Raw genomic sequence first — 25,865 nt, 5'->3', positions numbered from 1 at the left:
CCACCTTGTGCAAAGTCATCGTCGCCGGCGCCGCTTGAGCCTGGATGGATTGCCTGAGGAAGCTCAGCTGCCCAGCCGCTCCTTGCGGAACGCTGCCGACACCGTCTCTGCGGCAAGCAACGCCGTGTTTGCGTCGGTCTGGTAGTTGCTTACGGAAATCCGCATGACGTCCATCCCTCTCCACTTGGCTCCGGTCACGAAGATCGTCCCCTCGCGCTGCAACCGCGCAATGGTTCTTCTCGTCACCTCGTCGGCATCGTTCGTCGAAAGATCCCTGCCAAAGCGGCAGATGACCTGATTTAGGTCGACGTCGTTCAGGATCTCGATCCCCGGCTCGCGCGACAGATGATCCGCGATGATCCGCGCCGAGGAGCAACAACCTTCGACGAGACGGGCGATGCCGTTGCGGCCGAGGTGCTTCATCATTGCCCAGGTCGCGAACCCGCGCGCTCGTCTTGAAAGCTCCGGCACATAATGTGAAGGATCCCGCTCCCCTTCCGCCGCAATGGGGAGGTAACTGGCAGCGATCGTCATGGCGCGCCGGTGGGCGACTTCGTCCCTTACGATCGCATAACCGCTATCGTAGGGGGTCTGGAGCCACTTATGGCCATCGGTGGCCCAGCTATCCGCCAACTCCACCCCAGGACAAAGATGTCGCGTCGAAGGAGAAGCCTTGGCCCACAGACCGAATGCGCCATCCACATGCACCCAGGCACCCCCGTTCCTGGCGATCGGGACAAGCTCGGCGAACGGATCGAAAGCTCCCGTGTTGATCTGACCTGCCTGAAGGATGGCAATCTTGGGGCCAGCCGCTTTGCTGACCGCTTCCTCGAAACGCCCTGCAAGAATACGCCCCTGCGCATCCGTGGCTATCCTGATCACGCGGTCATGCCCAAGCCCCAGGAACTGCAAGGCTGAAAAAACCGTCGTATGGGCATCGTCACCCATGAGAACGGTGATCGGCGGCGCACCGAAAAGGCCATCTGCATCGACATCCCAGCCGGCTCGGCGAAGCACCTCGCCTCTTGCGGCAGCCAGACAGCTGAAATTGGCTACGGTCGCTCCGGTCACAAAGCCCACGGAAGATTGCGCAGGCAGGCCGAGAACGTCCAGCAGCCAGGTGGCTGCGACCTTCTCGAAGGACGCGGCGGCAGGGGACGCGGTGTGATTACCTGCATTTTGCCCCCAGGCGCTCGTGAGGAAGTCCGCCGCCACGCCCATCGGATGTGAGCCGCCGATCACCCATCCGAAGAAACACGGCCCGGTCATCCGGTGAAGGCCCGGTTCGGCCTTTTCCACGAGATCCAGAAGGACGTCCTCCATCGCGAGAGTTTCCGGCTGGAGGTCTTCGACGAGCGTCGCCAGGCATTCCTGGTATTGCAGCTGCGGCCGGTGGAGCCGGGGCTCGGCCTGTCGGAAGCCGGCGGCCAGGTGCGCCGCCTGCGCGAAAAGTGCGTCTATGCCCTCAGCCATGGACCGTACCTCCGTGTCGTCGCGACTGGACGGCTACGCGCGCCAAGCTACCATACGGCGCGCAATATATCGACCTGGGGCAGAGAACTTTGCAAACCTTCGACAACCCGTTCGGCACGAGGTTGTTACCTATGTCTTAGGTACGGATTGTTACCTATGTGTCCGGGCCGGACAGAAATGAAGTGGTGCCGCTTGCAGGACTCGAACCTGCGACCCCATCATTACGAATGATGTGCTCTACCACCTGAGCTAAAGCGGCACGGGCAGCGACCGGTTTTGCCGGGGCTGCGAGTGATGCGGCTGATACAGGCAATGACCTGCGATTTCAAGCCGGGTTTTTGGCTTCTCGACGATTTTCCTGAAAAGACGGTTCTTCTCCAGCCGCTGGTTCAAACTGCGAGGCGCTCGCGCGCTGCACGGTATTCGCTTTCCAGCCGGTCGACGAGTTCGGCGACCGGGACTATCGCCTTGACCGCGCCGACCCCCTGACCCGCGCCCCAGATCTCCTTCCAGGCCTTCGGCCCGCTGACCGCCTGGTCGAAATCCATCTTGGACGGATCGGCGACCGGAAGTGCGTCCGGGTCCATGCCTGTGGCGGTGATCGAACCCTTCAGGTAGTTGCCGTGTATGCCGGTAAAATAGTTGGAGTAGACGACGTCGGCAGCGTTCGAATCGACGATCATCTGCTTGTAGCCCTCGACGGCGCGTGCCTCCTTCGTGGCGATGAAAGGCGAGCCGATATAGGCCATGTCGGCGCCCATGGCCTGGGCCGCGAGGATGCCGCCGCCGGTGGCGATCGCGCCGGCGAGCAACAATGGCCCATCGAACCATTCCCGGATTTCCTGTACCAGCGCGAAAGGCGAAAGCGTGCCGGCATGCCCGCCGGCGCCGGCGGCGACCGCGATCAGCCCGTCGGCGCCCTTGCGGATCGCCGAATTGGCGTGGCGGTTGTTGATGATGTCGTGCAGCACGATGCCGCCATAGGAATGCACGGCTGCATTCACCTCCGGCACCGCCCCGAGCGAGGAGATGACGATCGGCACCTTGTATTTCACGCACATCATCAGGTCGTGCTCCAGGCGTTTGTTGGAGGTATGGACGATCTGGTTGACGGCAAAGGGTGCAGCGGGCCGCTCCGGATTGGCGGCGTCGTAGGTGGCAAGATCCTCGGTGATCATGGCCAGCCACTCGTCGAGCTGGCTTTCCGGCCGCGCATTGAGGGCCGGGAAGGCGCCGACGACGCCGGCCTTGCATTGCGCCAGCGTCAGTTCCGGATGGGAAATGATGAACAATGGCGACGCGATCACGGGCAGGCGGAGCCTGTCCCTGAGGACTGCTGGAAGCATGGATCAAAAACCTCCCGATTGACCTTTACGCAAACGTAAATCCGTCTACCAGATCGCAGGCAATGCGAAAAGCCGGTGGAAAGATTTTTAAAGGGGACTTCACGACGCACCGGCACATGGCCGCCGACATATCCTGTCCTTATTTTTGGCCATGGTGCAGTCGAAGGCGGTGCTTGCAGTTCCGCGGCGGAGAGGTTACCGAAACGTAAACTCCCGCGCAGTGGGAACGAATATGAAGAAGGACCGGCAGTGAGCGGTTTGGAAACGGCCATCAGGAACGCACTGGATCGCTCGAACCGGGCGGACCGGGAGATCAGGGCGCGTATTTATCAGTCGGCGCGCCAGGCGCTGGACGCCGGCCTTCGCAAGCAGGGCGTTACCGACCGGTTGATCATCATGCAGCAGCATGAACTCCTGGAGCGGAAGATCCACGAGATCGAAATGGCGGAAGTCGAGCGCCTGGCCGAACCGGCATCCGAGCCCGTCGTTGAGCTCGAACCGCAGCTCCCATATGCCGCAGAACCGATCGCGGTGGAGTCTCCGGTCATGCCGGCCAGTCCGCGGCCGGAAGCGCCGCAACGGTCTGTGGCACCACCGCCTGTAGCGCCGTCCATCGATACCGCTTCGGGTGAGAAGCGCGCGCCAGCCGCTGCGGCCATGTCCCCGGGGGATCTCGGCGGTGTCAGCCCCGCGCGCGGCCAGCGGATCGAAGCCCAGCAATTCCAACCGGAACCTACCGCGAATACGGCAAAGCCTGGCAAGCCGAACAAGAGCGCCCGCCCGTCATCCGACAGCGGCCTGGACATTCCCCCGGAACGGGCCGCCCAACCGCGAAAGCGTCGAGGTTTCCTGTCGCATCTCCTGACCTGGGTCATCACGCTTGGCGTGGTCGGCGGTGCCTGCTGGTGGTTCTACCAGTCCGGACTGGTGCAATCGATCATCGAGGAAGCGATGAAATCGGCCGATCGCTCCGTGGCCGGCCAGGGAGCGGGTGGCCCCGTCGCCTTCGATCCGCGCCGCGGTTTCTCGGATGAATGGGTGGAGATCTTCGTACCCGCAAAGGCGGCTGAACTGAAAGCCGGCGGCCAGGCGAAAGTCGAAGCGGTGGCCGCCTCGGAAGGGCAGGCTGTCCGAATCGCATCGGCGACGTCAGGCGACGGCGGCGACGTCTCGGTCGAAGTGCCACCGGAAGTGCTGCGCGAAATGGCCGGCAAGAGTTCGACGGTGGCGCTGACCCTGCAGTCGGGGCAGAACAGTTCCGTGCAGCTGTCTGTCCGCTGCGATTTCGGGAGCCTCGGCAACTGCAGCCGTCATCGCTTCACGGCAACGCAGGAGAAGCTGGAGGCGCTCTTCCGGGTGACCTTCGAGCGGTCGCTGGCGCCCAATCGGCCCGGCCGCCTGGTCTTCAACAGTGGTATCGACGGCGCGGACCGGGCGGTGCTGCTCTATTCGGTGCGCATCCTGCCCGGCCAATGAACTTCACTTGAGGAATTTCGGGCCAAACCCGAAGATTTTTTCGTCGATCCCGCCGATGGCGTCCTTGTCCTTGCCCTCGTAGTCGAGCGAGAGCAGCATATGGCGGATGACGTTGAGGCGGGCGCGGCGCTTGTCGTTGGCCCGCACGACCGCCCATGGCGTCTCCTTGTTATGGGTCCTTTCGAGCATAGCGTCGCGCTTCTCGGTGTAATCGTCCCATTTGTTGAACGCGGCGATATCCATCGGCGACAGTTTCCAGATTTTCAGCGGATCATGCCGCCGGTCATGGAAACGCTTGAGCTGCATCTCGCGGCCGATATCGAGCCAGAACTTGAAGAATATGATGCCTTCGTCGGAAATCGTGTCTTCGAAGCGCGGAACAGCCTTCATGAAATCCTTGTATTGTTCCGGCGTGCAGAAGCCCATCACCGGCTCCACCCCGGCCCGGTTGTACCAGGAGCGGTCGAACAGCACGATCTCTCCCGATGTCGGGAAATGCGAGATGTAACGCTGGAAATACCACTGGCCGGCCTCGGTCTCCGTCGGTTTGTTGAGCGCCACAACCCGGGCCGAACGTGGATTGAGATAGGCATTGATCGAAAAGATCGTGCCGCCCTTCCCGGCCGCATCGCGGCCCTCGAACAGCGCCATCATCCGCTTGCCGGTCGCCTTCAGCCAGAACTGCACCTTGACGAGTTCGACCTGCAGCTTTTCGAGCTGCTTTGCGTATTTGTCCTTGTCCAGCTTGTCGTCATAGGGATATCCACCGGAGCCTAGGGCATGTTCTTCGATCCAGGCCGGCAGAACCGGGTCGTCGATATCGAACCGCTTGAGCTTGCCGTTGATGTCAATGTTGACTGCCCGGCTTTCGGTTTCATCCGCCATGATACTGCTTCCTCCGATCGATCCCCGTACGGGGCGGTAGCCGATATGTAACGCAAGTTCGAAATTCTGCTACCGTCCGGATAGCGCCATTTTTCCGATATCCCACGGGAGGCGATGTATATCTGTCATGCAAGGGATATATGAGCGCGTGTTCAACCTGTGAAAGCTGCGAGTCTATCTGTGGAGTCGGTACTGGAGAAATGGCGTCGGGGTCCGGGCCTGCTCGTTGCGAGGGCTCGCCGGGAACGGCCTCTGTTGCTGCTTCTGACCCTTCTGGCGGTGATCGCCTTTCTGATCGGAATGGATTGGGTGGGTGTCCTCGTGGGCTGGCTGCTGCTGGTGATGGTGGTTGTCGGCCGCAAGCCTGTCATTCTTCCGCCGCCGGTGCTCAAGGTCGTCGAGAAGGAGGAGCCGGGCGTTCATCAGCCATTACCTCAGGTGGCGGCAACGCTCGGTGCCTTGGATATCCCGGCTTTCGTGCTCGGCGGGGACGTCACGGTTCTCTATCAGAACAAGGCCGCCGAAAGGGCCTTTGGAGCTCTTTCGCCCGGGTCGCATCTTTCGGCACGGCTGCGGTCCCCCGGCATTCTCGACATGGTGCGGGAAACCATTGCCACCGACGAGCCGAACCAGATCGAGCATTCCGAGCGGCTGCCCTCCGAGCGCGTCTACACCCTGCGCATCGCGCCCATCGATCTCGGCCAGCCGATGCTGCAAAGCTCCGAAGTAGCGACGCAGAAGCTCTATCTGCTGTCTTTCAGGGACATTTCGGAATTGCGCCGTATCGATCGGATGCGCTCGGATTTCGTCGCCAATGCCAGCCATGAGCTGCGTACACCGCTTGCCTCACTGCGAGGCTTCATCGAAACCCTGCAGGGCCCGGCACGCTCTGACCCCGCCGCGCATGAGCGGTTCCTCGCCATCATGTTCGATCAGGCGACCCGCATGAGTCGTCTTGTCGATGACCTCATGTCGTTGTCGCGCCTCGAGCTCAAGTCCCATATCGCACCGGACCAGACGATCGACCTGAAGCCGCTGATCGGTCATGTGCGGGATGCGCTGGTTCCGCTCGCCGACGATCTCGGGGTTGAAATCCGCACGCATCTGCCGGAAGGCAAGGTGGAAGTTCTCGGCGACCGCGACGAACTGGTCCAGGTTTTCGAGAACCTGATCGAGAACGCCTGCAAATACGGCCAGGAAGGCAAGTTCGTGGACGTCTATCTGCGCAACGGCGCCTCCGATCCGGTGGAAGTGACCGTCGTCGACCAGGGGCCGGGCATTCCGGCCGAGCACGTTCCGAGGCTGACCGAGCGCTTCTACCGGGTCAGCGTGGCCGACAGCCGCTCCAAGAAAGGGACGGGTCTCGGCCTTGCAATTGTCAAGCACATCCTAACCCGCCACCGAGCGCGCCTGATCGTCAAGTCGGAAGTGGGCAAGGGAAGCCAGTTCACTGTCAGGTTCTGACATAAAACCTTCTCACTGCAAGGCTGTGCATTAATTTTATATATGAATATCAATATCTTGATATGTCACAAATGTTTCATCGAACTGACATAAAAGGAAGAGGCTACAGCGGCTAAGACAAGCGGGCCGAGCGTTGGCGAGAGCGAGAGCCAGCGCCGTCCGCATTCACACAAGCCCATGACGGGAGATTCCTCATGAACATCCTTAAACTTTCAGCAGCCGCCTTGGTGGCCTCCGTTGCGTTTGCCGGCGCTGCCGCTGCACGCGACCAGGTCCAGGTTGCCGGTTCCTCCACGGTTCTTCCCTATGCGAAGATCGTTGCCGAAACCTTCGGGGAAACCTTCCCGAACTTCAAGACGCCGATCGTCGAGTCGGGCGGCACCGGCGCTGGCCTCAAGGAGTTCTGCAAGGGCGTCGGCGAAGCCACGATCGACATTGCAAATGCTTCCCGCGCGATCAACAAGTCTGAAGCCGAAGCCTGCAAGGCCGCCGGCGTGACCGACATCCAGGAAATTCGCATCGGTTACGACGGCATCGTCTTCGCCACTGCCAGCAGCAACGGCGAGATGAAGCTCGAGCCGAAGGATATCTACAAGGCTCTTGCCGCTCAGGTCGTCGTTGACGGCAAGCTCGTCGCCAACCCCTACAAGAACTGGTCGGAGATCAACCCCACGCTTCCGAAGGGTCCGATCGCAGCCTACATCCCGGGCGAAAAGCACGGCACCCGCGAAGTTTTCGAACTGAACGTTCTTGCCGCAGGCTGCAAGGATTCCGGCGCGACCGACGTCATCTCCAAGGAAATCGCTGACAAGGCTGCCCAGGGCAAGGCTTGCGTCGCTGTCCGCAAGGACGGCGTTGCTGTGGACATCGACGGCGACTACACCGAGACTCTCGCTCGTATCGCCGCCAACAAGACCGGCGTTGGCGTATTCGGCCTCGCTTTCTATGAAAACAACGCCGACAAGCTGAAGGTCGCGACCGTGCGCGGCATCAAGCCGACCGCGGCCACAATCGCTGACGGCACCTACCCCGTTTCCCGTCCGCTGTTCTTCTACGTGAAGAAGGCTCATCTGGGCGTCGTCCCCGGCCTCAAGGAATACGTCGAGTTCTTCCTCTCCGACGATATGGTCGGCCCTGACTCGCCGCTCGTCGAGTATGGCCTGGTTGCCGCCCCGGACGCACAGCGCGAACAGGCCCGCAAGGACTTCACCGCCGGCAAGACGATGTAATCGAAAGACCGGCGCCGCTTTTGGCGGCGCCGTTTTCTCTTCCCGCCGAAAGCTCTTGCATCGGTGTGGATCGTCGGCTTTGCGGCGATGGTATTGCTCAAGGCGCGACGGCGAATGCGATCGGTTCCGATGAACGGAGCTGGGCGGTGATGGGTTGCCGCCGCAGGCGGTACGCCGGGGGATTATGATGAACACATCACTAATATTATTGATTTTGGCAATAATCGGCCTAGCCGGTTACGTCACCGGTGCCCGGCACGCGATGGCACTGGTCGGAGGAATTTCCTCCAGACTTCATTCGCGGCCTGGATATTACGGTTCTTTTGTCGCTGTCTGGGCGATCTTGCCGGCCGCTGTCATTCTCTTTGTCTGGCTGATCGCCAGCCCCATGTATATCAGCTCGTCGGTGCGCGGTGCGTTTCCCGAAGAGGTGAAAACCCAATCGCAGGCCGAGCAAGGCCTGAGCTACGGCATGATTACCTCGATCGCCCGAGGAATGAATGCATTGACCGGCGACGAGATTGCCCGCGTCGAGAACAATCCGGTGGAGCTGCGTACCGCGCTTGGTGCCAAGGGCGTTCCGCTTGCGGGCGATCCGCAGCCTTTCATGGTCAAGGCCGCTGCCGATCTGAACAGGATGACCTTCGTCAGCCGTATCCTCATGACGATCGTCGTCCTGGGGGCATCCTTTGGCGGCGCCTTCCTAGCCCATCGCCAGATCGCGCCGCGCTTCCGCGCTCGCAATCGGGTGGAAAAAGTCGTTCTCGGAAGTCTCGTCGTGGCCTCCTCGATCGCCATACTGACCACGGTCGGAATCGTCGCATCGATGCTGACCGAAGCGGCCCACTTCTTCACCGCCATTCCGGCCTGGGAATTCTTCTTCGGCACGGTATGGGATCCGCGTTTTGCGGCTGCCGGTTCGGGTGGCTCCGAAGGTCAGTTCGGGCTTATTCCGCTGCTGCTCGGCACGCTCTATATCGGTTTCGTCGCGATGCTCTTCGCGGTTCCGATCGGCCTTTTCTCGGCAATCTACATGGCCGAATATGCCTCGCCGAAAGTCCGCTCGGTCGCCAAGCCGCTGCTCGAAGTGCTCGCCGGCATTCCGACCATCGTCTACGGCTTCTTCGCATTGACCACCGTCGGCCCGTTCCTTCGCGACATTTCTTCGCAACTGAACGGTCTCGTCACCGGCGACTATGCCAACTTCATCCAGGCACAGAGCGTTCTGACGGCCGGTTTCGTCATGGGCATCATGCTGATCCCCTACGTCTCCTCGCTGTCGGACGACATCATCACCGCAGTGCCGCGTGCCCTGCGTGACGGTTCGCTCGGCCTCGGCGCCACCCGTTCGGAAACCATCAAGAAGGTCGTGCTGCCGGCTGCTCTTCCAGGCATCGTCGGCGCGCTTCTGATGACAGCATCGCGCGCCGTCGGCGAAACCATGATCGTCGTGCTTGCGGCCGGTGTCGCCGCCCGGCTGCAGATCAACCCCTTCGAGCCGATGACGACCGTGACCGTCAAGATCGTCAACCAGCTGACGGGCGACCTTGAGTTCACCTCGCCGCAGACCCTGGTTGCCTTCGCGCTGGGCATCACGCTTTTCGCCATCACGCTTTGCCTCAACATCTACGCGCTCTACATCGTGCGCAAATACCGGGAGCAGTACGAATGACCGATGTGGTTTCTCCCGCCGCCGGCATCCCCAAGGCCAAGTCCGTCCGTCGCGATATCGGCATCAAGCGCCGTTACGCCGCCGAGCGCCGCTTCCGTGCCTACGGCATCGCCGCGCTTTCCTTCGGCATCATCTTCCTGATGCTTCTGCTGTGGTCGGTTGTCTCCAAGGGTTACACCGCCTTCCAGCAGACCATGATCACCATGCCGGTCGAGTTCTCGCAGCAGATCATCGATCCGCAGAACGAACGTGCCACCAATCCACAGAAGCTGATGACGGCGAACTATCCGATCGTCGCCCGCAACGCTCTCGCCAAGCTGCTCAACGTCAGCGTCGACGACCGTGTCGCGGCCCGCGCCATCGGCCAGATGCTGTCGGACGGCGTCCGCGTCCAGCTGCGCGACCTGGTGGTCGCCAATCCGGCGATCATCGGCACGACGCATACGGTGACACTGCTTGCCTCCGGCGACATCGACTCGGCCTACAAGGGCCAGATCGACCTCGACGTCGGCCAGGAGAACCGCAAGGTCAACGACCAGCAGCTCGGCTGGATGAAGCAGCTCTCCGACAGCGGGGCGCTTGCCAAGCACTTCAACGGCGGCATTTTCGTCAACGGCGCATCGAGCCGTCCGGAAGCGGCCGGCGTCGGCGTCGCGCTGATCGGCTCGTTCTACATGATGCTGATCGTGCTCGTCCTGTCGCTGCCGATCGGCGTCGCCGCCTCGATCTATCTTGAGGAATTCGCCCCGAAGAACAAGTTCACCGACCTGATCGAGGTGAACATCAACAATCTCGCGGCCGTTCCCTCGATCGTTTACGGTCTGCTTGGCTTGGCGGTCTTCGTCAACTTCGTGGGCCTGCCGCGCTCGGCCTCCTTCGTCGGTGGCCTGGTACTTACCCTCATGACGCTGCCGACGATCATCATCGCCACCCGCGCGGCGCTGAAGGCCGTGCCGCCGTCGATCCGTGCGGCCGCCCTCGGCCTCGGCGCTTCGAAGATGCAGACGATCTTCCACCATGTCCTGCCGCTCGCGATGCCCGGCATCCTGACCGGCACGATCATCGGCCTCGCACACGCACTCGGCGAAACCGCACCGCTGCTCCTGATCGGCATGGTGGCCTTCGTCGCCAACTATCCGACGACGCCGCTCGATCCTTCGACGGCGCTGCCGGTACAGATCTATATGTGGGCGAACGAAGCGGAACGCGCGTTCGTCGAACGCACCTCGGGAGCAATCATCATCCTGCTCCTGTTCCTCATCCTAATGAATGTTGGCGCAATTCTCTTGCGGCGTCGCTTCGAGCGGCGCTGGTAGAAGGAGTATGACAATGAACATGATGTCAGAATCGGCAGTTGAAAAGGCGCTGGACCAAAAGATGAGTGATGCTTCTCACAAGATGATCGGCAAGGACGTTTCCGTCTATTACGGCGAAAAGCGTGCGCTTTTCGACGTGAACCTCAACGTTCGCGAAAACACGGTGACAGCTCTCATCGGCCCTTCCGGCTGCGGCAAGTCCACTTTCCTGCGCTGCCTCAACCGGATGAACGACACGATCGAGAATTGCCGCGTTACCGGCAAGATCACCCTCGACTCGGACGATATCTACGACCAGAACATCGACGTCGTGGAACTTCGCGCTCGCGTCGGCATGGTTTTCCAGAAACCGAACCCGTTCCCGAAGACCATCTACGAGAACATCTCCTACGGTCCGCGCATCCACGGCCTTTCCAAGAACAAGGCCGACATGGACCAGATCGTCGAGGCGAGCCTGCAGCGCGCCGGCCTCTGGGGCGAAGTCAAGGATCGACTGCATGAATCCGGCACCGGCCTTTCCGGCGGCCAGCAGCAACGTCTGTGCATCGCCCGCGCGATCGCCGTGTCGCCGGAAGTCATCCTCATGGACGAACCGTGCTCGGCTCTCGACCCGATCGCGACCGCCAAGGTTGAAGAACTCATCCATGAACTGCGCGCCAACTACACGATCGTCATCGTGACGCATTCGATGCAGCAGGCTGCCCGCGTTTCGCAGCGCACCGCCATGTTCCACCTCGGCCAGCTCGTCGAGGAGAACGACACCGACAAGATGTTCACCAATCCCGACGACCAGCGCACGCAGGATTACATCATGGGCCGTTTCGGCTGATCCAGCCGACCGCGCCGCCTGAAAATCAATTTTGAGGACGAGAAGATGGCATCGACCCATATCCTGTCGGCTTATGACGACGAACTGAAATACCTGAGCCGCCGCATCTCCGAAATGGGCGGCCTCGCCGAGCAGATGTGCTCGGACGCCGTGCGCGCGCTGGTCAATTCCGACGCTGCCCTGGCCCAGAAGGTCATCTCCGACGACGTGATCCTCGATCACGCCGAACGCGAGATCGGCGACAAGGCGATCGTCACGATCGCACGCCGCCAGCCCGTGGCAGCCGACCTTCGCGAGATCGTCGGTTCGCTGCGCATCGCGTCCGATCTGGAGCGCGTCGGCGACCTTGGCAAGAACACCGCCAAGCGCGTCATCGCGGTTCAGGGCACCGGCGTTCCGCGCAAGCTCGCCCGCGGCCTCGAACATCTCTCCGATCTCGCCCTCGTGCAGCTCAAGGACGTCCTCGACGTCTACGCGACGCGCTCGGCGGAAAAGGCCGAGGCGATCCGCATCCGCGACGAGGAAATCGACGCGATGTACACGTCGCTGTTCCGCGAACTCCTCACCTACATGATGGAGGATCCGCGCAACATCACCACCTGCACGCACCTGCTGTTCTGCGCCAAGAACATCGAGCGTATCGGCGACCACGCCACCAACATCGCCGAAACCATCTACTACATGACCACCGGCGCCCAGCCGGAAGGCGATCGCCCGAAGGACGACTCGTCGAACACGCTCGGCGCGATTACCGAATAAATGATGGAATGCTGACGGAGCAGAGCCGAAATGCTGCCTAAAATCGCTGTGGTGGAGGATGAAGAAGCACTCAGCGTGCTTCTTCGCTACAATCTCGAAGCGGAAGGTTATGAGGTCGAGACGATCCTGCGGGGGGATGAAGCCGAGATCCGGCTTCAGGAGCGTACGCCGGATCTTCTGATACTCGACTGGATGCTGCCCGGCGTTTCCGGCATCGAACTCTGCCGCCGGCTGCGCATGCGCTCGGAAACGGAGCGCCTGCCGATCATCATGCTGACGGCCCGCGGCGAGGAGAGCGAACGTGTTCGCGGCCTCGCCACCGGCGCCGACGACTATGTGGTGAAGCCTTTCTCGACGCCGGAACTGATGGCCCGCGTCAAGGCGATGCTGCGCCGCGCCCGTCCCGAAGTGCTCTCCAGCGTGCTCCGCTGCGGCGATATCGAACTCGATCGGGAAACCCATCGCGTTCACCGCAAGAGCCGTGAAGTGCGCCTCGGCCCGACCGAATTCCGCCTTCTGGAATTCCTGATGGCCTCGCCCGGCCGTGTGTTCTCACGGTCGCAGCTCCTGGACGGCGTCTGGGGGCATGACATCTATGTCGACGAGCGTACCGTCGACGTCCATGTCGGGCGCCTCAGGAAGGCGCTCAACTTCTCCAACATGCAGGATGTCATCCGCACCGTCCGCGGCGCGGGTTACTCGATGGAATCCTGAGAGGCGGCTTTCAGGCCGCCCGGGTCTGCCGCTGCCATTCCGGCAGCGGAAAGATCCGGTCATAGGCCCAGTTGAAGACGAAGGCGTAGACCACGTAGAAGACCGCGAAAGACACATCCATCATCAGCGCATGGAGGATGCTGACGCCGAGATACCAGGCGATCAGCGGCAGAAGCGCGATCAGCAGACCAAGTTCGAACAGCACCGCATGCGCCACGCGTATCGCGGTGTTTTTCTGCGTGGTGCCGGTGAAGCGCTGCATCAGATGGTCGAAGCCGAGATTGTAAAGATAGTTCCAGCCGGTGGCGATCGTCGCGCTGCCGATGCCGACCACGCCGATGTCGGCAGCCGGCATGCCGAAGGCGATAGCGCCGAGCGGCGTGATGAGAGCGAGCCCGATCAGTTCGAAGCTGATGGCATGGCGGATACGGTCGCGTGTCGAGCGCATGATGACCTCCTGGGTGCGTTCCGGGTCGTCCCGGAGTTTTTGCCCGAATGGGGGAGGTCGTCCTCGCTGCTCCGTCAAATAGGCGCAATGCCGATCCGGAGCAAGGCCTGGCCGACATGTCTGCCATGCGCAACAAAAAAGCGGGCCTCGCGCCCGCTTTCGATCTTGTCCTCGTGTCGCGCCGCCGCTCAGACCCGAGCGGCAACCTTGCGGCGCTCGTTGACCGGCTGGTAGGCGAGTTTTGCGTGATAGCCGCAATAAGGCGACGCATCCGGGGATTCACAGCCGCAGAAGTGGAAGTCTTCCTTGAGCGGATCGCCGACCGGCCACTTGCAGGTGCGCTCGGTCAGTTCCGTCAATGCGAGACGACGGGAAATCGGCACCACCACGTTGGAGGCGGGACGATACTCCATCTCCTGATAGGGTTCGATTTCGACCTCTTCCTTGACCATCGTCGCACCGACGGCGCGGGTAACGGTCCGGGTCGCGACGCGCGATGCGTAGTTTGGAGCCCGCGGCGCCGACGTCGTGCGCTTGGCCGTCGATGAACGGCTGGTCGCAACCGTGCCGCCGGCTTTCGCCCGGCCCGGCAGGCTGAGACGATGCACCTTGCCGATCACGGCATTTCGGCTCACGCCTCCAAGTTGCGCTGCGATCTGGCTGGCGCTGAGGCCCTCCGACCATAATCTTTTGAGCTTCTCGACACGCTCGTCTGTCCAGTTCATGCCCGTTCTCCGCCTTTGAACGTTGCTGGCATGCAGAATCCTTCCACCTTTGCTGCGAAATTCATTTCGCAGCACCCACTATATCTATGCTTGAGGTGACTAGTTCCGCCGCATGCAGTCTAGTAATTGATCTTTAACCTAGTGTGAGGCTGACTCCGTGGCAAGAGTCGGGGGAATCTGCGGGAATCGATTTCGTGGTTTTCCCCAACTTGCTGTCCGGGAGAGTCATTTTTGTCACATAGGCCGACGCCTGTCGCTTTCCCGCCTTGGCTTGCCCAAAACGCCGAGCTTTGTTGACATTGACGGCCTAAACCCCGATAGTGCCCCCGCCGCCCAGTGGGCGGCATTTTTGATTTTTTCGGCCCGTTCCATGGGCCTTTCTGGACTGCCTAGAGGAGTGATGTCGCCATGGCTGAAGCCGCGCTTTTCGACACGTTTGCCCGGACTCCGCTGCGTTTCGAGCGCGGCGAGGGCGTATGGCTTGTGACGGAAAGTGGGGAGCGATATCTCGATTTTGGTTCCGGCGTCGCGGTCAATTCGCTCGGTCACGGCCATCCGCATCTCGTTGGTGCGCTGAAGGCGCAAGCCGACAAGGTGTGGCATACGTCCAACCTCTTCGAACAGCCCGGCCAGGAGAAGCTGGCGCGTCGTCTCGCCGACAATTCTTTCGCGGACAAGGTGTTCTTCACCAATTCCGGCGCCGAGGCCCTGGAATGCGCCATCAAGACGGCGCGCCGCTATCAGTTCGTGAAGGGGCATCCGGAGCGCTTCCACATCATTACCTTCGAAGGCGCCTTCCACGGCCGTACGTTGGCGACCATCGCTGCCGGCGGCCAGGCGAAATATCTCGAAGGCTTCGGCCCGAAGGTCCAAGGCTTCGATCAGGTGCCGTTCGGCGATATCGATGCCCTGAAGGCTGCGATCACCGATGCAACCGCGGCCATACTGATCGAGCCGATCCAGGGAGAGGGAGGCGTGCGGCCGGTTCCGAAGGAATTCCTCCAGGCGCTGCGCCAGATCTGCGACGACAACGGCCTGCTGCTGGTCTTCGACGAAGTCCAGACCGGCGTCGGCCGTTCCGGCAGGCTGTTTGCCTATGAATGGGCGGGCGTGACGCCCGACATCATGGCGCTTGCCAAGGGCATCGGCGGCGGTTTCCCGCTCGGTGCCTGCCTTGCCACGGCGGACGCCGCGTCCGGCATGACCGCTGGCACCCATGGCACGACCTACGGAGGCAATCCGCTCGCCACGGCGGCCGGCAATGCGGTGCTCGACGTGATCCTGGGCGATGGCTTCCTGGAAAACGTCCGTGACGTCGCCTTGGTCTTGCGCCAGGGGCTCGCGAGCCTGAAGGACCGCTTCCCCAATGTCATCGAGGACGTTCGCGGCGAAGGCCTGCTGCTCGGCGTGAAGGCGAAGGTGCCCGCGGGCGACTTGGTTGCTGCCATACGCGGCGAACACATGCTGGCCATTCCGGCCGGCGACAACGTGGTGCGTCTCCTGCCACCGCTCACAGTCACGGCGGAGGAAGCCCGCGAAGGGCTTGCCCGCATCGAGAGGGCGGCGGAAAAGCTTTCCGCTTCCGAGATGAAGAAATCGGCCTGAGCGGGCAAAGCGGGACGCCGTTGCAGGTTTCCCGCTTCACAGGGAACATCACATGGCATCTCCCAAGCATTTTCTCGATCTTTCCGCTGTTTCCGCGGCTGATCTCAGGGTCATCCTCGACGACGCGAAGATCCGCAAGCAGGCGACCAAGGCCGGCACGGCGGAAAAGCCGCTCGCCGGCAAGATGCTGGCGATGATCTTCGAAAAGCCCTCCACCCGCACCCGCGTATCCTTCGATGTCGGCATGCGCCAACTCGGCGGCGAAACGTTGTTTCTGTCAGGCACCGAAATGCAGCTCGGTCGTGCCGAGACGATCGGCGATACCGCCAAGGTTCTGTCGCGGTATGTCGATGCCATCATGATCCGTACCACGGATCACGCCCGCATGCTGGAATTGGCCGAACACGCCACCGTGCCGGTCATCAACGCCCTGACGGACGACACGCATCCCTGCCAGATCATGGCCGACATCATGACATTCGAGGAACATCGCGGGCCGATCGCCGGCAAGACGATCGCCTGGACCGGCGACGGCAACAACGTGCTGCATTCCTTCGTGGAAGGTGCCGCCCGTTTCGGCTATCGCATGAACATGGCGGTGCCGATGGGTTCGGAGCCCGCCGACAAGTTCCTGAACTGGGCGCGCAACAACGGCGGCAACATCATGCTTTGCCACGACGCCGAAAAGGCGGTTGCCGGCGCCGATTGCATCGTCACCGACACCTGGGTGTCGATGAACCAGGAGCACAAGGCGCGCGGCCACAACGTCTTCCAGCCGTTCCAGGTCAATGCCGACCTGATGAAGCGGGCCGACAAGGATGCACTGTTCATGCACTGCCTGCCGGCCCATCGCGGCGAGGAGGTCACCGACGAGGTGATCGACGGCCCGCAGTCGGTGGTCTTCGACGAGGCCGAAAACCGCCTGCACGCGCAGAAATCCATTCTCGCCTGGTGCTTCGGCGCGGTCTGAGCGCAAACTTCCCCGCGCGGGTGCGGAGAGCCGGCGGCAGTAGTCGAACCTTGATTTCCGCCCCGCGATCCCCCATCTGTCGGCTTTCAACAATACGCCGTCTTCTGGACTGGCGTTTCAACACACATCGTCGACGTCTTTTCCTCCGGCCAGCGGTTCCGCTCGGGCTGGCGCTTGTGTAAAGGTTTTTGGGTCGGCGCGAAGGAGTGAAGTCATGGCGGAAGCGACTGTAGAACTCAACGAACTCGACTTTGCCGGAGACGATCGGGTCGTTCCCTTCCAGGTGGACGGTCTTGACGTGCGTGGCCGTGCGGTCCAGCTCGGGCCGCTGCTCAACTCCATCCTCAGCCGCCACGAATATCCCGGCCCGGTCGCACGGCTGCTTGCCGAGGCGATCGTGCTGACGGCCCTGCTCGGCACCTCGCTGAAATTCGATGGCAAATTCACGGTGCAGACCAAGGGCGACGGCCCGGTCGATCTGCTGGTCGCGGATTTCTCGACGCCCGACAGTCTTCGTGCCTATGCCCGTTATGACGAAGAAGCGCTGGCTGAAGCGGTCAAGGAAGGCCGAACCTCGCCGCCCGACCTTCTGGGACGCGGAGTGCTTGCCTTCACCATCGACCAGGGCCGCGGCATGCAACCGTATCAAGGCATCGTGCCGATGGACGGCTCATCCCTCGAGGAGATCGCCGGCGTCTATTTCCGTCAGTCGGAGCAGATCCCGACCAAGGTCCGCCTGGGCGTCGCCGAGCTCTTCGACCGCGATGGCGATGGCAAGCCGCGTCACAACTGGCGGGCGGGCGGGCTTGTCGCGCAGTTCCTGCCGCAGGCGCCTGAGCGGATGCGCCAGCCGGACCTGCACGGCGGCGACGGTGACGAACGCGACTTCGAATTCGCCGAGGACGATTCCTGGGCCGAAGCCCGCACGCTGGTGGAAACGATCGACACCGACGAGCTGACGGACCCGCGGGTCGCGATCGAACGGCTGCTGTTTCGCCTGTTCCATGAGCGGGGCGTGCGGGTCTATGCGCCGCACACGGTGTTCGACCGCTGCAGCTGCTCGCGCGACAAGATCAAGGGCGTTCTCTCGGGCTTCTCCGCCGAGGAGATCGAGGCGAGCGAGGAAGACGGCGAGATCGCCGTCACCTGCGAATTCTGCTCGACCACCTATCGCTACAAGGCGGACGAATTCGCTGCAGCCTGATTGACGAACGGCGGGAGTCACCTCCCGCCGTTTTCAATTCAAGGCATCTTGCATTCGAAGTTCGCGCCGTCCTTCAGATCGCCGCTGCCGGAGTATTTCGCCGATTGCGGATAGGGGCAGAGCGGGCGCGTCATAACCGGCTTGCCTTCCCTGATCTGCCTCGCCTGGATCACCGTCGGCGCCTTGCCGTTCTCCACCCAGTCCATCAGTGGCGTGAAGGCGTCGAAGACGTCCGTGCCGTAACCCGCAGTGCAGTGGAACATGCCGGGCACCATGAACAGACGGTAAAATTCAGCCGTCCGGTCGGCGCCCATCTGCTTGCGGACGGCCTCGTAGTAGTTGACGCCCATCATCGGGTTGAGCGCCGGGTCGGACCAGCCGAAATAGGTGATCATCCGCCCGCCGCGCTTTTGGAACTCGCTGAGATCGGGGTTGGTGGCATCGACGATCTCGCGGATCGCGCCGATCTTGGGATATTCGCCATCGAAGTCGAACGTCTTCCAGTCGATCGCCTTCCCGGGGGCGGGCAGCATCGCCATGTTCTTGACGAAAGTCTCGCCATAGGCCAGTTGCCGGCTCGGCCCCTGATCGGATACCATCCACATGTCCCAGCCGCTGACGCCCGAGGGGTCCACACCCTCGGTGCCGAACTGCACGCCGGGGAAAACCCCCTCGCCCTTGATCTTCACGCCGCCGGCGAGCGTCTTCAGTGTCTCCACCTGCGCCCGCGTGAAGCAATCGGAACCGCCCCCCTCGCAGATCTTCAGGTCTTTTTCCGGATCGAAATTGCACTGGCGCGGATCGGCGATCAGCCCGTCCCCGGCGCCGTCGATGCGATCGCATTTGTCCATCACCGCCTTGGCGAGCACCGGAAGCTGCGCCCGGCTGATCGGAGCCTTCAAGAGCGCTCGTGCATTCCAGACGCCCCAGATCTGCGTATTGGTGAGATCGAGGACCGGTGCTCCGGCGAGAATGCCATCGAAATCGCCCGGATAACGTTGTGCCGCCATCAGGCCTTGGCGTCCGCCGGTCGAGCAGCCGTCCCAGTAGGAGAAGGAGGGATGCCGGTCATAATAACGCGCGGCAATCGCCTTGGCGGTATCGACCGTCACATGCACTGCGCGTGAGCCATAGTCGATCAGCAGGCCGAGATCTTCCGCGAAGTCTCCAAGTTTATAGGTTACCGCATCATGGCCGGTATTCTGCTGGACGGTGAGAAAACCTTTCGAAAGCGCCGCATTGCGGGTCGCTATCCTGGAAGCCGCGGCGAGGTCCTCGCCGGCATAGCCACCATTGCCGAACATGTAGAGCCGCCGGTTCCAGTTGTCAGGCAGGGTGATCTCGAAGCGAACCTGCGGGCGGATATAGCCGGTTACCTGGCAATGGCCCGGCACGTTCCCGACGCCTGCCACATGCTGGGCCTTCAGCGTCGTGACCTCCGCAAATGACTGGCTGTTCAGCATGCCGCAGGCGATCTGCGGCGAGACGGTGGCGGATGCGAAATCCGGCCTCTCCTTCTGGTCGATGAAGCTGCTTTTGTTTTGTGCAAGGGCGGGGGTGAAGGTGGCAAGCGTCAGCAATGCGCAGGACACGAGCAGAATGGGTCTTGTCATCAAGTTCTCCTCCCAAAGACCGTTTGACGGAGCCAAGATGCCGCAGGAGGGAGAGGGCAACAAATAGAAAACCGACGCAACCCATAAGCTGAGGGCCGTCGTCGGTGGCGCGGCCTAGTTGAGCACGCGCATCAGGCCGGGCGAATCCAGCGAAAAGGCCGGGATCGTCACCTCGAAGGTCTCGCCTTCATCTGTCTGCATGTCGTAATGGCCGAACATCAGCCCCGATGGTGTGTCGAGCGGACAGCCCGAGGAATATTCGTAGCTGTCGCCCGGCTTCAGCCGCGGCTGCTCGCCGACGACCCCCGGCCCGTCCACCTCGTCGACAATGCCGTTCTGGTCGGTAATGTGCCAGTAGCGATGCACGAGCTGCACCGTGAGCGCCGAATGGTTTTCGATGACGATGCGATAGCCCCAGACATAGCGGCTCTCTTCCGGATTGGATTGCTCCTCCAGATAGTAGGGTTCGACGGCGACATCTATATCTCTTGTCCGGGCGCGATACATGCGACACCTCAACAATTCTCACTGCTTCGATATTGTACAGAGGGACCGCAACGTCAAGAATTCTCGCGGTTTGAACAACCGAGCGTGAGGATTTGTTGAAGTTAAGGATAATCGGGATGGTGAATTTGTTGTCTCCTCCACCATCCCGGAAAACCCAAGACTTATACGCCCGCCTTGGAAAGCGCGCGGGCGAAATCCTCGATCAGATCTTCGGTATCCTCGATGCCGGCCGACAGGCGCACCGTGCCCGCCGAAATGCCGAGTTCAGCACGGGCCTCGTCCGTCAAGTTCTTGTGCGTCGTCGTCGCCGGATGGGTGATCAGGCTCTTGGAATCGCCAAGATTGTTGGAAATCCTGACGATCTCCAGCGCGTTCTGCAGCTTGAAGGCAGCTTCCTTGCCGCCCTTCAGCTCGAAGCACACCAGCGTCGAACCGCCCGTCATCTGCCTGGCGATGATATCGGCCTGCGGATGGTCCTTGCGGCCCGGATAGATGACCTTTGCGACCTGTTTCTGGTCGGCGAGGAAATCGGCGATCTTCGAAGCGCTCTCCGTCTGCTGCCTGACGCGCAGCGGCAGGGTCTCGATACCCTTCAGCAGCGTCCAGGCGTTGAACGGCGACATGGCCGGGCCGGTGTGGCGGAAATAGTCGTGCAGGTTCTCGTTGATCCATTCCTTGTCGGACAGCACGACGCCGCCGAGGCAGCGACCCTGGCCATCGATATGCTTGGTCGCCGAATAGACAACGATATGCGCGCCGAGTTCCAGCGGCTTCTGGAAGAGCGGCGTCGCAAACACGTTGTCGACGACGACCTTGGCGCCGACCTGGTTGGCGAGCCTGGCAACGCCGGCGATGTCGACCACTTCGAGCGTCGGGTTGGTCGGGCTTTCCAGGAAGAACACCTTGGTCTTCGGCGTGATCGCCTTTTCCCAGTTTTCCAGGAAGCGGCCGTCGATCAGCGTGCATTCGATGCCGTATTTCGGAGCGAGCGTCTCGACCACCCAGCGGCAGGAGCCGAACAGCGCGCGGGCCGCGACGATGTGGTCGCCGGCCTTCAGCTGGCAGAGGATCGCGGCGGTGACGGCGGCCATGCCCGAGGCGGTGGCGCGTGCGTCTTCGGCGCCTTCCAGCATGCACATGCGCTTTTCGAACATGTCATTGGTGGGGCTGCCGTAACGGGCGTAGATGAAACCGTCGGTCTCGCCCTTGAAGCGGGCTTCGGCCGCTTCCGAGGTGTCATAGACAAAACCCTGGGTGAGGAAGATCGCTTCCGAGGTTTCGCCATATTGCGAGCGCAACGTGCCGCCGTGTACGAGCTGGGTTGCCGGGCGCCATTTGTTAGTCATGCGTGTCCTCTTTCAGAACAAAAAAACCGGTCGCATAAGCAGACCGGTTTCGCACCCGGTCTTTTTAGCCACTTATTTAACGTGGCTGCAAGCCGACCGGCCAAATCACCACGGGATAAGAGTGGCATAGCGCCGCGTCCCGCTTGCGTCAATGGCTCGCATTTGGTTTTGTCGCCTCGAAAACTTTAAGAGAGACATGATGGCTCGCGAAACAGGAATTCTGGCGGACCGCGCGATCGCGGCACTTTTCGACAGTGGACGGCTGATCTCGGAGCGCGAGCTCGATCTGGACCAGGTCCAACCGGCGAGCCTCGACCTGCGCCTTGGCGCCAAGGCTTTTCGCGTCCGCGCGAGTTTCATGCCCGGCCCGACGAGCCTGGTGGCCGACAAGCTGGACCGCCTCAAGCTTCATGTCATCGACCTTTCCGAGGGTGCCGTGCTGGAAACCGGCTGCGTCTACATCGTGCCGCTGATGGAGCGGCTCGACCTGCCGGCCAACATGTCGGCCTCGGCCAATCCGAAAAGCTCCACCGGCCGGCTCGACATCTTCACCCGCGTCATCACCGACTACGCCCAGGAATTCGACAAGATCCCCGCCGGATACTCCGGTCCGCTCTATCTCGAAATCTCGCCGCGCACGTTCCCGATCGTGGTGCGCCGCGGTTCGCGCCTGTCGCAGATCCGCTTCCGGGTCGGCAATGCCCTGCTCGGCGAACCGGATCTCCTCCAGCTCCACAATGACGAAATCCTGGTGGCGTCCGCCAAGCCGAATGTCTCGGGCGGCGGCATTGCCCTGTCGATCGATCTTGCAGGCGACGGCGTCGGGCTGATCGGCTACCGCGGCAAACACCACACCGCCGTGGTCGACGTCGATAAGAAGGCCCAGCACGATATCTTCGATTTCTGGGAGCCGCTTTACAGCCGCGGCCGCAACGAGCTGATCCTCGATCCGGACGAGTTCTACATCCTCGTATCGCGCGAGGCGGTGCACGTGCCGCCGCTCTATGCGGCCGAGATGACGCCCTTCGATCCGCTGGTCGGAGAATTCCGCGTCCATTATGCCGGTTTCTTCGATCCGGGCTTCGGCCACGAGGCGGCGGGCGGGCGCGGCAGCCGCGCGGTGCTCGAAGTGCGCAGCCACGAAGTACCCTTCATCCTCGAAGACGGCCAGATCGTCGGCCGCCTGGTCTACGAGCACATGCTGGAAAAGCCGGAAGGCATCTACGGTTCCGGCCTTGGCTCGAACTACCAGGCACAGGGCCTGAAGCTGTCGAAGCATTTTCGCGCCTGACACCACCTGCGGCTTGACAGGCGAAGCCGTCTGTTGGAAATCTGCGAACCGACGCGGGTGTAGCTCAATGGTAGAGCAGCAGCTTCCCAAGCTGAATACGAGGGTTCGATTCCCTTCACCCGCTCCAGCTTTTCAAATTCTTCCGCAGCGTCCGGGTCGCCGATATCGGTCGGCGCGAAGGCCGGTGCGGGTTAGCCTGCCACAAGGCTCGTGTCGTCGTCGAGGCAATCGCTCTGGAGCTGCATCTGGACGGCGTGCATGAACAGGCCGGCCTGGCGAGAGATTTCCTCGTCTGCCACGCCTTGGGCTCTGAGAGCTGCCGCAAAACCAGCCATTTCCGATCGCCAGAAACGGTTCGCCTGTTCGCCGTGAAGGCGCAGAAGCGCCTCGGCGCAGCGTTTGACGTCCGCGGTGCGCCGATCGGCGGGGAATTGCAACAGTGTCATGCCATCTCCGTACTGTCGGACGAATCGCCCAGGAATTGCAACACATTGGCTGCCAGTCCTTCACAAATACTGAACGGCTGAAGCTGTCCCTTTTCCGGCGTCGAGCCGAATAACAAAAGGCGGCGCCATCCCGGCATGGACGGCGCCGCATTTTTTTTCAATCTGCCGTTTCGTTCAAGACGGCGCTAGTCGTTCTTCCGCGGGGTCATCGGGTTGCTGATGCGGGCCGCCTGGAACGTATCAGGCAGCTCCGTCAGTTCGATCACCGAGACGATCCCAGCGCGATTGAAAGGATCGCCTTCGGCGAAGGCCTGCGCCTCTTCGCGGCTTGCTGCCTCCAAAACCCCGAAATTGCCGATCGATGAACCGGCTTCATCGACGAGGGCGGAGCCGATCAGGACCGCGACAAGGCCTTCCCCACCCGACTGGACCCAGGCCCGGTGCGACGGGCGGTGGGTATCGCGGGCGGCGTCCTGGCCTTTGTGGTGCAGGCAGCGCATCAGGAAAAACATCGGATCAGGCCGCATTTTCCAAGACGACCATGCCGGCGCCGGTCATCGATGCCGGGGCGTGGTAGTGCTTGTGGATGAGGTTGACGTCGCTGTTCATCGCGGCGCGCATGACGAGCCACATGATCAGCTCGGCGCCTTCGGAGCCGAACTGTTCCACATAGTCCTCGCGGCTCATGGCGCGGTAGGGTTCCGGATTGCTGGCGATGCCGTCGAGCCAGGCACGGTCGGCCGCCTGGTTGATGTAGCCTGCGCGGGCCCCCTGCAGCTGGTGCGACAGGCCGCCGGTGCCGAGGATGACGACACGTTCGTCGCCCGGCCAGCTTTCGATCGCCTCGCGCAGGACCTTGCCCATTTCCCAGCAACGCTGCGGGGTCGGGATCGGGTACTGGATGGTGTTGACCCAGATCGGCAGAACCTTCACCGGCCAGGCGTCCGGCCGACCGAAGAACAACTCCATCGGCACCTGCAGGCCGTGATCGACCTCGATCTCGCGGCAGACCATCGGGTCGAAATGGCGCTCTACCAGCTTGTCGACGAAATGCCAGGAGAAATCCACGGCTCCCTCGAATGCCGGGATAGCGCGGGGACCCCAGCCTTCGTCGACCGGATTGTAGGTTTCGGCGACGCCGACGGCGAAGGTCGGCACGCGATCCAGGAAGAAGGTATTGCCGTGATCGTTGAAAACGACGACGGCGATATCGGGCCTGGCGTCCCGCATCCACTGCTTGCCGGCTTCATAACCGTCGAAGAACGGCTTCCAGTCCGGCGTATCGCGCAACCCCTTGTCGAGTGCCGCACCGATCGAGGGAACGTGGCTCGTTCCGAGCCCACCGATGATCTTAGCCATTGCGTTTTTTTCCCAGTCTCAGATGCAGAAAGTCTTCGTGTTCCATGCTCGCCTGGGCCGCGCCGATCCTGGTGATCGGGGTGGGATCGACGGCGGAAATCTTCAGGATGAAGAAGAGATTGCCGCCGAGGCGGACCATTTCATGCCAGTCACGGGCCATGACCGCGGACTTTTCGTGGGCGCTCAGCCCGAAGCTGTCGAGATAGGCTTCTTCATCGGACTTGAAGGCGGCGCGGTTGGCGGGCTGGCCGAGCGCCATCGCCATCTTGTTGATCCGGTAGCCGCGGATCGAGCCCGCCCGGTCGAAGAGCGGGGTATCCGGGATTGTCGCTGCTGCTTCACTCATTGGGTTTCTCCAAATCTGCGCGCCAGCCATTCGGTGATGGCGGCGGCGGTTTCCACGGGTCGTTCGACAGGAGCGAAGTGCCCGGCATTTTCGATGATGACGAGTTCGGTATCCGGCGCGGCCTCGGCAATTTCCCGGTGCTGCGCGATCGGGCTCCAGCCATCCTGGCGAGCTGCGACAAGCAGGACGGGACAGCCAAGATCGGCGATATAGGCGCTGGCGTCGGGGCGGCCGATGAGGGCGCGAATGTGGCGCTCATGAACCTGCGAACCCGCCTTGACGACCATGGCGTGGAGGCGTGCGATCAGTTGCCTGTCACCAACCCGGGCTGGGTCGAGCATCGGCGGCAGCCATTGCTGCGCCAGTTCATCGATGCTGCGGTTGCCGAGATCGATCATCTGCTGCCGCTTGATCTCCTCGCCTTCGCGCTTCGGATGATGCCCGGTGTTGGCCAGCACCAGGCCACTGATCCGCTCCGGCGCGATATGCGCCATCTCCATGGCGACACGGCCGCCCATCGAGTGGCCGACAGCAACGATGTCGCCATCCGTCTCGTCGAGAAGCGTTCGAGCCATGCCGGTGATCGATGTGCCGCCGGAGATATCGGCGTGGCGAACTGCCATGAGGCCCGAGGCGGCCTCGGCCAGCGGCGCCCAGACTACCGTGTCCGACACCAGGCCAGGAATGAGAACGAGGGTCGTCATGATCTTCCCATCGGCAGCCTGCGGTGCAGGGCAGATCGCCCGAACCACAAGCCGACGCCGTCATTGAAATTGCCGGGAGATCATCGGCCCGTTCCGCCGGAGACATCCTCGCCGTCATGTATACATGGAATTCATTTG

At 62.0% G+C, this 25,865-nt stretch carries 26 protein-coding genes, 2 tRNA genes and 1 riboswitch; of the genes, 13 read left to right on the top strand and 15 right to left on the bottom strand.

What is annotated here, in order from left to right:
- Positions 1–63: 63 nt before the first annotated feature.
- The 3 genes from ACSQ8R_RS00650 to ACSQ8R_RS00640 form a co-directional block, all read right to left on the bottom strand.
- Positions 64–1,473, bottom strand: a complete 1,410-nt coding sequence (locus tag ACSQ8R_RS00650) for a pyridoxal phosphate-dependent decarboxylase family protein (protein WP_436251612.1) — start codon at positions 1,471–1,473, stop codon at positions 64–66.
- 183 nt (positions 1,474–1,656) lie between these two features.
- Positions 1,657–1,732, bottom strand: a tRNA-Thr gene (locus ACSQ8R_RS00645).
- A gap of 130 nt (positions 1,733–1,862) precedes the next feature.
- Positions 1,863–2,819 (bottom strand): NAD(P)H-dependent flavin oxidoreductase, encoded by a 957-nt coding sequence (locus ACSQ8R_RS00640; RefSeq protein ID WP_436251611.1) that lies wholly within the window; start codon positions 2,817–2,819, stop codon positions 1,863–1,865.
- Positions 2,820–3,068: 249 nt separating this feature from the next.
- On the opposite strand from ACSQ8R_RS00640, the gene ACSQ8R_RS00635 reads away from it, so the two are divergent.
- Positions 3,069–4,295, top strand: a complete 1,227-nt coding sequence (locus ACSQ8R_RS00635) for a hypothetical protein (protein ID WP_436251610.1) — start codon at positions 3,069–3,071, stop codon at positions 4,293–4,295.
- A gap of 3 nt (positions 4,296–4,298) precedes the next feature.
- Here ACSQ8R_RS00635 and ppk2 read toward each other — a convergent pair whose 3' ends face one another.
- Positions 4,299–5,180: a polyphosphate kinase 2 gene (gene ppk2 / locus ACSQ8R_RS00630; RefSeq protein WP_436251609.1), complete on the bottom strand. Its 882-nt coding sequence runs from the start codon at positions 5,178–5,180 to the stop codon at positions 4,299–4,301.
- A gap of 219 nt (positions 5,181–5,399) precedes the next feature.
- Here ppk2 and phoR point away from each other — a divergent pair, with 219 nt between their 5' ends.
- The 7 genes from phoR (at position 5,400) to phoB (ending at position 13,163) form a co-directional block, all read left to right on the top strand.
- The gene (gene phoR, locus ACSQ8R_RS00625; protein ID WP_436255338.1) at positions 5,400–6,644 is read left to right on the top strand and encodes a phosphate regulon sensor histidine kinase PhoR; all 1,245 of its coding nucleotides are present in this window, start codon (positions 5,400–5,402) and stop codon (positions 6,642–6,644) included.
- Between the two features lie 194 nt (positions 6,645–6,838).
- Positions 6,839–7,873, top strand: a complete 1,035-nt coding sequence (locus tag ACSQ8R_RS00620; protein WP_436251608.1) for a substrate-binding domain-containing protein — start codon at positions 6,839–6,841, stop codon at positions 7,871–7,873.
- A 187-nt stretch (positions 7,874–8,060) separates the two neighbouring features.
- A complete protein-coding gene (pstC, locus tag ACSQ8R_RS00615; protein WP_436251607.1) occupies positions 8,061–9,545 on the top strand; it encodes a phosphate ABC transporter permease subunit PstC in 1,485 nt (494 codons plus the stop codon).
- A complete protein-coding gene (gene pstA, locus ACSQ8R_RS00610; RefSeq protein ID WP_436251606.1) occupies positions 9,542–10,861 on the top strand; it encodes a phosphate ABC transporter permease PstA in 1,320 nt (439 codons plus the stop codon). The genes pstC and pstA overlap by 4 nt, the downstream gene beginning before the upstream one ends.
- A 13-nt stretch (positions 10,862–10,874) precedes the next feature.
- On the top strand, positions 10,875–11,690 hold the full coding sequence (gene pstB, locus ACSQ8R_RS00605; RefSeq protein WP_436251605.1) for a phosphate ABC transporter ATP-binding protein PstB: 816 nt from the start codon (positions 10,875–10,877) through the stop codon (positions 11,688–11,690).
- Between the two features lie 45 nt (positions 11,691–11,735).
- On the top strand, positions 11,736–12,449 hold the full coding sequence (gene phoU, locus ACSQ8R_RS00600) for a phosphate signaling complex protein PhoU (RefSeq protein ID WP_113125637.1): 714 nt from the start codon (positions 11,736–11,738) through the stop codon (positions 12,447–12,449).
- Positions 12,450–12,479: 30 nt separating this feature from the next.
- Complete coding sequence (phoB, locus tag ACSQ8R_RS00595) at positions 12,480–13,163, top strand: phosphate regulon transcriptional regulator PhoB (protein WP_024163495.1); 684 nt, start codon at positions 12,480–12,482, stop codon at positions 13,161–13,163.
- 10 nt (positions 13,164–13,173) lie between these two features.
- Here the strand turns inward: phoB and ACSQ8R_RS00590 are convergent, their stop codons facing one another.
- Positions 13,174–13,611, bottom strand: a complete 438-nt coding sequence (locus tag ACSQ8R_RS00590; RefSeq protein ID WP_436251604.1) for a PACE efflux transporter — start codon at positions 13,609–13,611, stop codon at positions 13,174–13,176.
- A 188-nt stretch (positions 13,612–13,799) separates the two neighbouring features.
- Positions 13,800–14,336 (bottom strand): GcrA family cell cycle regulator, encoded by a 537-nt coding sequence (locus ACSQ8R_RS00585; protein ID WP_436251603.1) that lies wholly within the window; start codon positions 14,334–14,336, stop codon positions 13,800–13,802.
- Positions 14,337–14,744: 408 nt separating this feature from the next.
- Between ACSQ8R_RS00585 and ACSQ8R_RS00580 the strand changes: the two genes are divergently transcribed.
- From ACSQ8R_RS00580 to ACSQ8R_RS00570, 3 genes are all read left to right on the top strand, one after another.
- Positions 14,745–15,941, top strand: coding sequence for an aspartate aminotransferase family protein (locus ACSQ8R_RS00580; protein ID WP_436251602.1), 1,197 nt, complete (start codon positions 14,745–14,747; stop codon positions 15,939–15,941).
- A gap of 52 nt (positions 15,942–15,993) precedes the next feature.
- Positions 15,994–16,911 carry an ornithine carbamoyltransferase gene (gene argF, locus ACSQ8R_RS00575; RefSeq protein ID WP_436251601.1) on the top strand — a complete coding sequence of 306 codons (918 nt, stop codon included), beginning with the start codon at positions 15,994–15,996 and terminating at the stop codon, positions 16,909–16,911.
- A 214-nt stretch (positions 16,912–17,125) separates the two neighbouring features.
- Positions 17,126–18,115: an Hsp33 family molecular chaperone gene (locus tag ACSQ8R_RS00570; protein WP_436251600.1), complete on the top strand. Its 990-nt coding sequence runs from the start codon at positions 17,126–17,128 to the stop codon at positions 18,113–18,115.
- Between the two features lie 38 nt (positions 18,116–18,153).
- On the opposite strand, the gene ACSQ8R_RS00565 is transcribed toward ACSQ8R_RS00570, so the two are convergent.
- The 3 genes from ACSQ8R_RS00565 to ACSQ8R_RS00555 all read right to left on the bottom strand — a co-directional run bounded on the left by ACSQ8R_RS00565 (position 18,154) and on the right by ACSQ8R_RS00555 (position 21,581).
- Positions 18,154–19,728: a tannase/feruloyl esterase family alpha/beta hydrolase gene (locus ACSQ8R_RS00565; protein WP_436251599.1), complete on the bottom strand. Its 1,575-nt coding sequence runs from the start codon at positions 19,726–19,728 to the stop codon at positions 18,154–18,156.
- 114 nt (positions 19,729–19,842) lie between these two features.
- Positions 19,843–20,235, bottom strand: coding sequence for a Co2+/Mg2+ efflux protein ApaG (apaG, locus tag ACSQ8R_RS00560; RefSeq protein WP_310213825.1), 393 nt, complete (start codon positions 20,233–20,235; stop codon positions 19,843–19,845).
- 161 nt (positions 20,236–20,396) lie between these two features.
- Positions 20,397–21,581 (bottom strand): O-succinylhomoserine sulfhydrylase, encoded by a 1,185-nt coding sequence (locus ACSQ8R_RS00555; protein WP_436251598.1) that lies wholly within the window; start codon positions 21,579–21,581, stop codon positions 20,397–20,399.
- Positions 21,582–21,624: 43 nt separating this feature from the next.
- Positions 21,625–21,703: riboswitch (SAM riboswitch) on the bottom strand.
- Between the two features lie 74 nt (positions 21,704–21,777).
- Between ACSQ8R_RS00555 and ACSQ8R_RS00550 the strand changes: the two genes are divergently transcribed.
- Positions 21,778–22,872 (top strand): 2'-deoxycytidine 5'-triphosphate deaminase, encoded by a 1,095-nt coding sequence (locus tag ACSQ8R_RS00550; RefSeq protein ID WP_436251597.1) that lies wholly within the window; start codon positions 21,778–21,780, stop codon positions 22,870–22,872.
- A 53-nt stretch (positions 22,873–22,925) separates the two neighbouring features.
- Positions 22,926–22,999, top strand: a tRNA-Gly gene (locus ACSQ8R_RS00545).
- A gap of 64 nt (positions 23,000–23,063) precedes the next feature.
- Here ACSQ8R_RS00545 and ACSQ8R_RS00540 read toward each other — a convergent pair.
- From ACSQ8R_RS00540 to ACSQ8R_RS00515, 6 genes are read right to left on the bottom strand one after another with little or no spacing between them, the layout of a single operon-like run.
- On the bottom strand, positions 23,064–23,318 hold the full coding sequence (locus ACSQ8R_RS00540) for a DUF6074 family protein (protein WP_436251596.1): 255 nt from the start codon (positions 23,316–23,318) through the stop codon (positions 23,064–23,066).
- A complete protein-coding gene (locus tag ACSQ8R_RS00535; protein WP_436251595.1) occupies positions 23,315–23,479 on the bottom strand; it encodes a hypothetical protein in 165 nt (54 codons plus the stop codon). The genes ACSQ8R_RS00540 and ACSQ8R_RS00535 overlap by 4 nt, the downstream gene beginning before the upstream one ends.
- Before the next feature lie 24 nt (positions 23,480–23,503).
- Positions 23,504–23,845, bottom strand: coding sequence for a YciI family protein (locus ACSQ8R_RS00530; RefSeq protein WP_436251594.1), 342 nt, complete (start codon positions 23,843–23,845; stop codon positions 23,504–23,506).
- Positions 23,835–24,677 carry a class III extradiol dioxygenase family protein gene (locus ACSQ8R_RS00525; protein ID WP_436251593.1) on the bottom strand — a complete coding sequence of 281 codons (843 nt, stop codon included), beginning with the start codon at positions 24,675–24,677 and terminating at the stop codon, positions 23,835–23,837. Before ACSQ8R_RS00525 ends, ACSQ8R_RS00530 begins: the two co-directional genes overlap by 11 nt.
- Positions 24,670–25,023: an extradiol ring-cleavage dioxygenase gene (locus ACSQ8R_RS00520; protein WP_436251592.1), complete on the bottom strand. Its 354-nt coding sequence runs from the start codon at positions 25,021–25,023 to the stop codon at positions 24,670–24,672. Before ACSQ8R_RS00520 ends, ACSQ8R_RS00525 begins: the two co-directional genes overlap by 8 nt.
- Positions 25,020–25,727, bottom strand: a complete 708-nt coding sequence (locus ACSQ8R_RS00515; RefSeq protein ID WP_436251591.1) for an alpha/beta fold hydrolase — start codon at positions 25,725–25,727, stop codon at positions 25,020–25,022. The genes ACSQ8R_RS00520 and ACSQ8R_RS00515 overlap by 4 nt, the downstream gene beginning before the upstream one ends.
- Between the last annotated feature and the right edge of the window lie 138 nt (positions 25,728–25,865).

The sequence above is a fragment of the Neorhizobium sp. LjRoot104 genome, assembly GCF_964253725.1.
GTDB lineage: Bacteria > Pseudomonadota > Alphaproteobacteria > Rhizobiales > Rhizobiaceae > Neorhizobium.
This window is presented reverse-complemented; position numbering and strand designations above follow the sequence as displayed.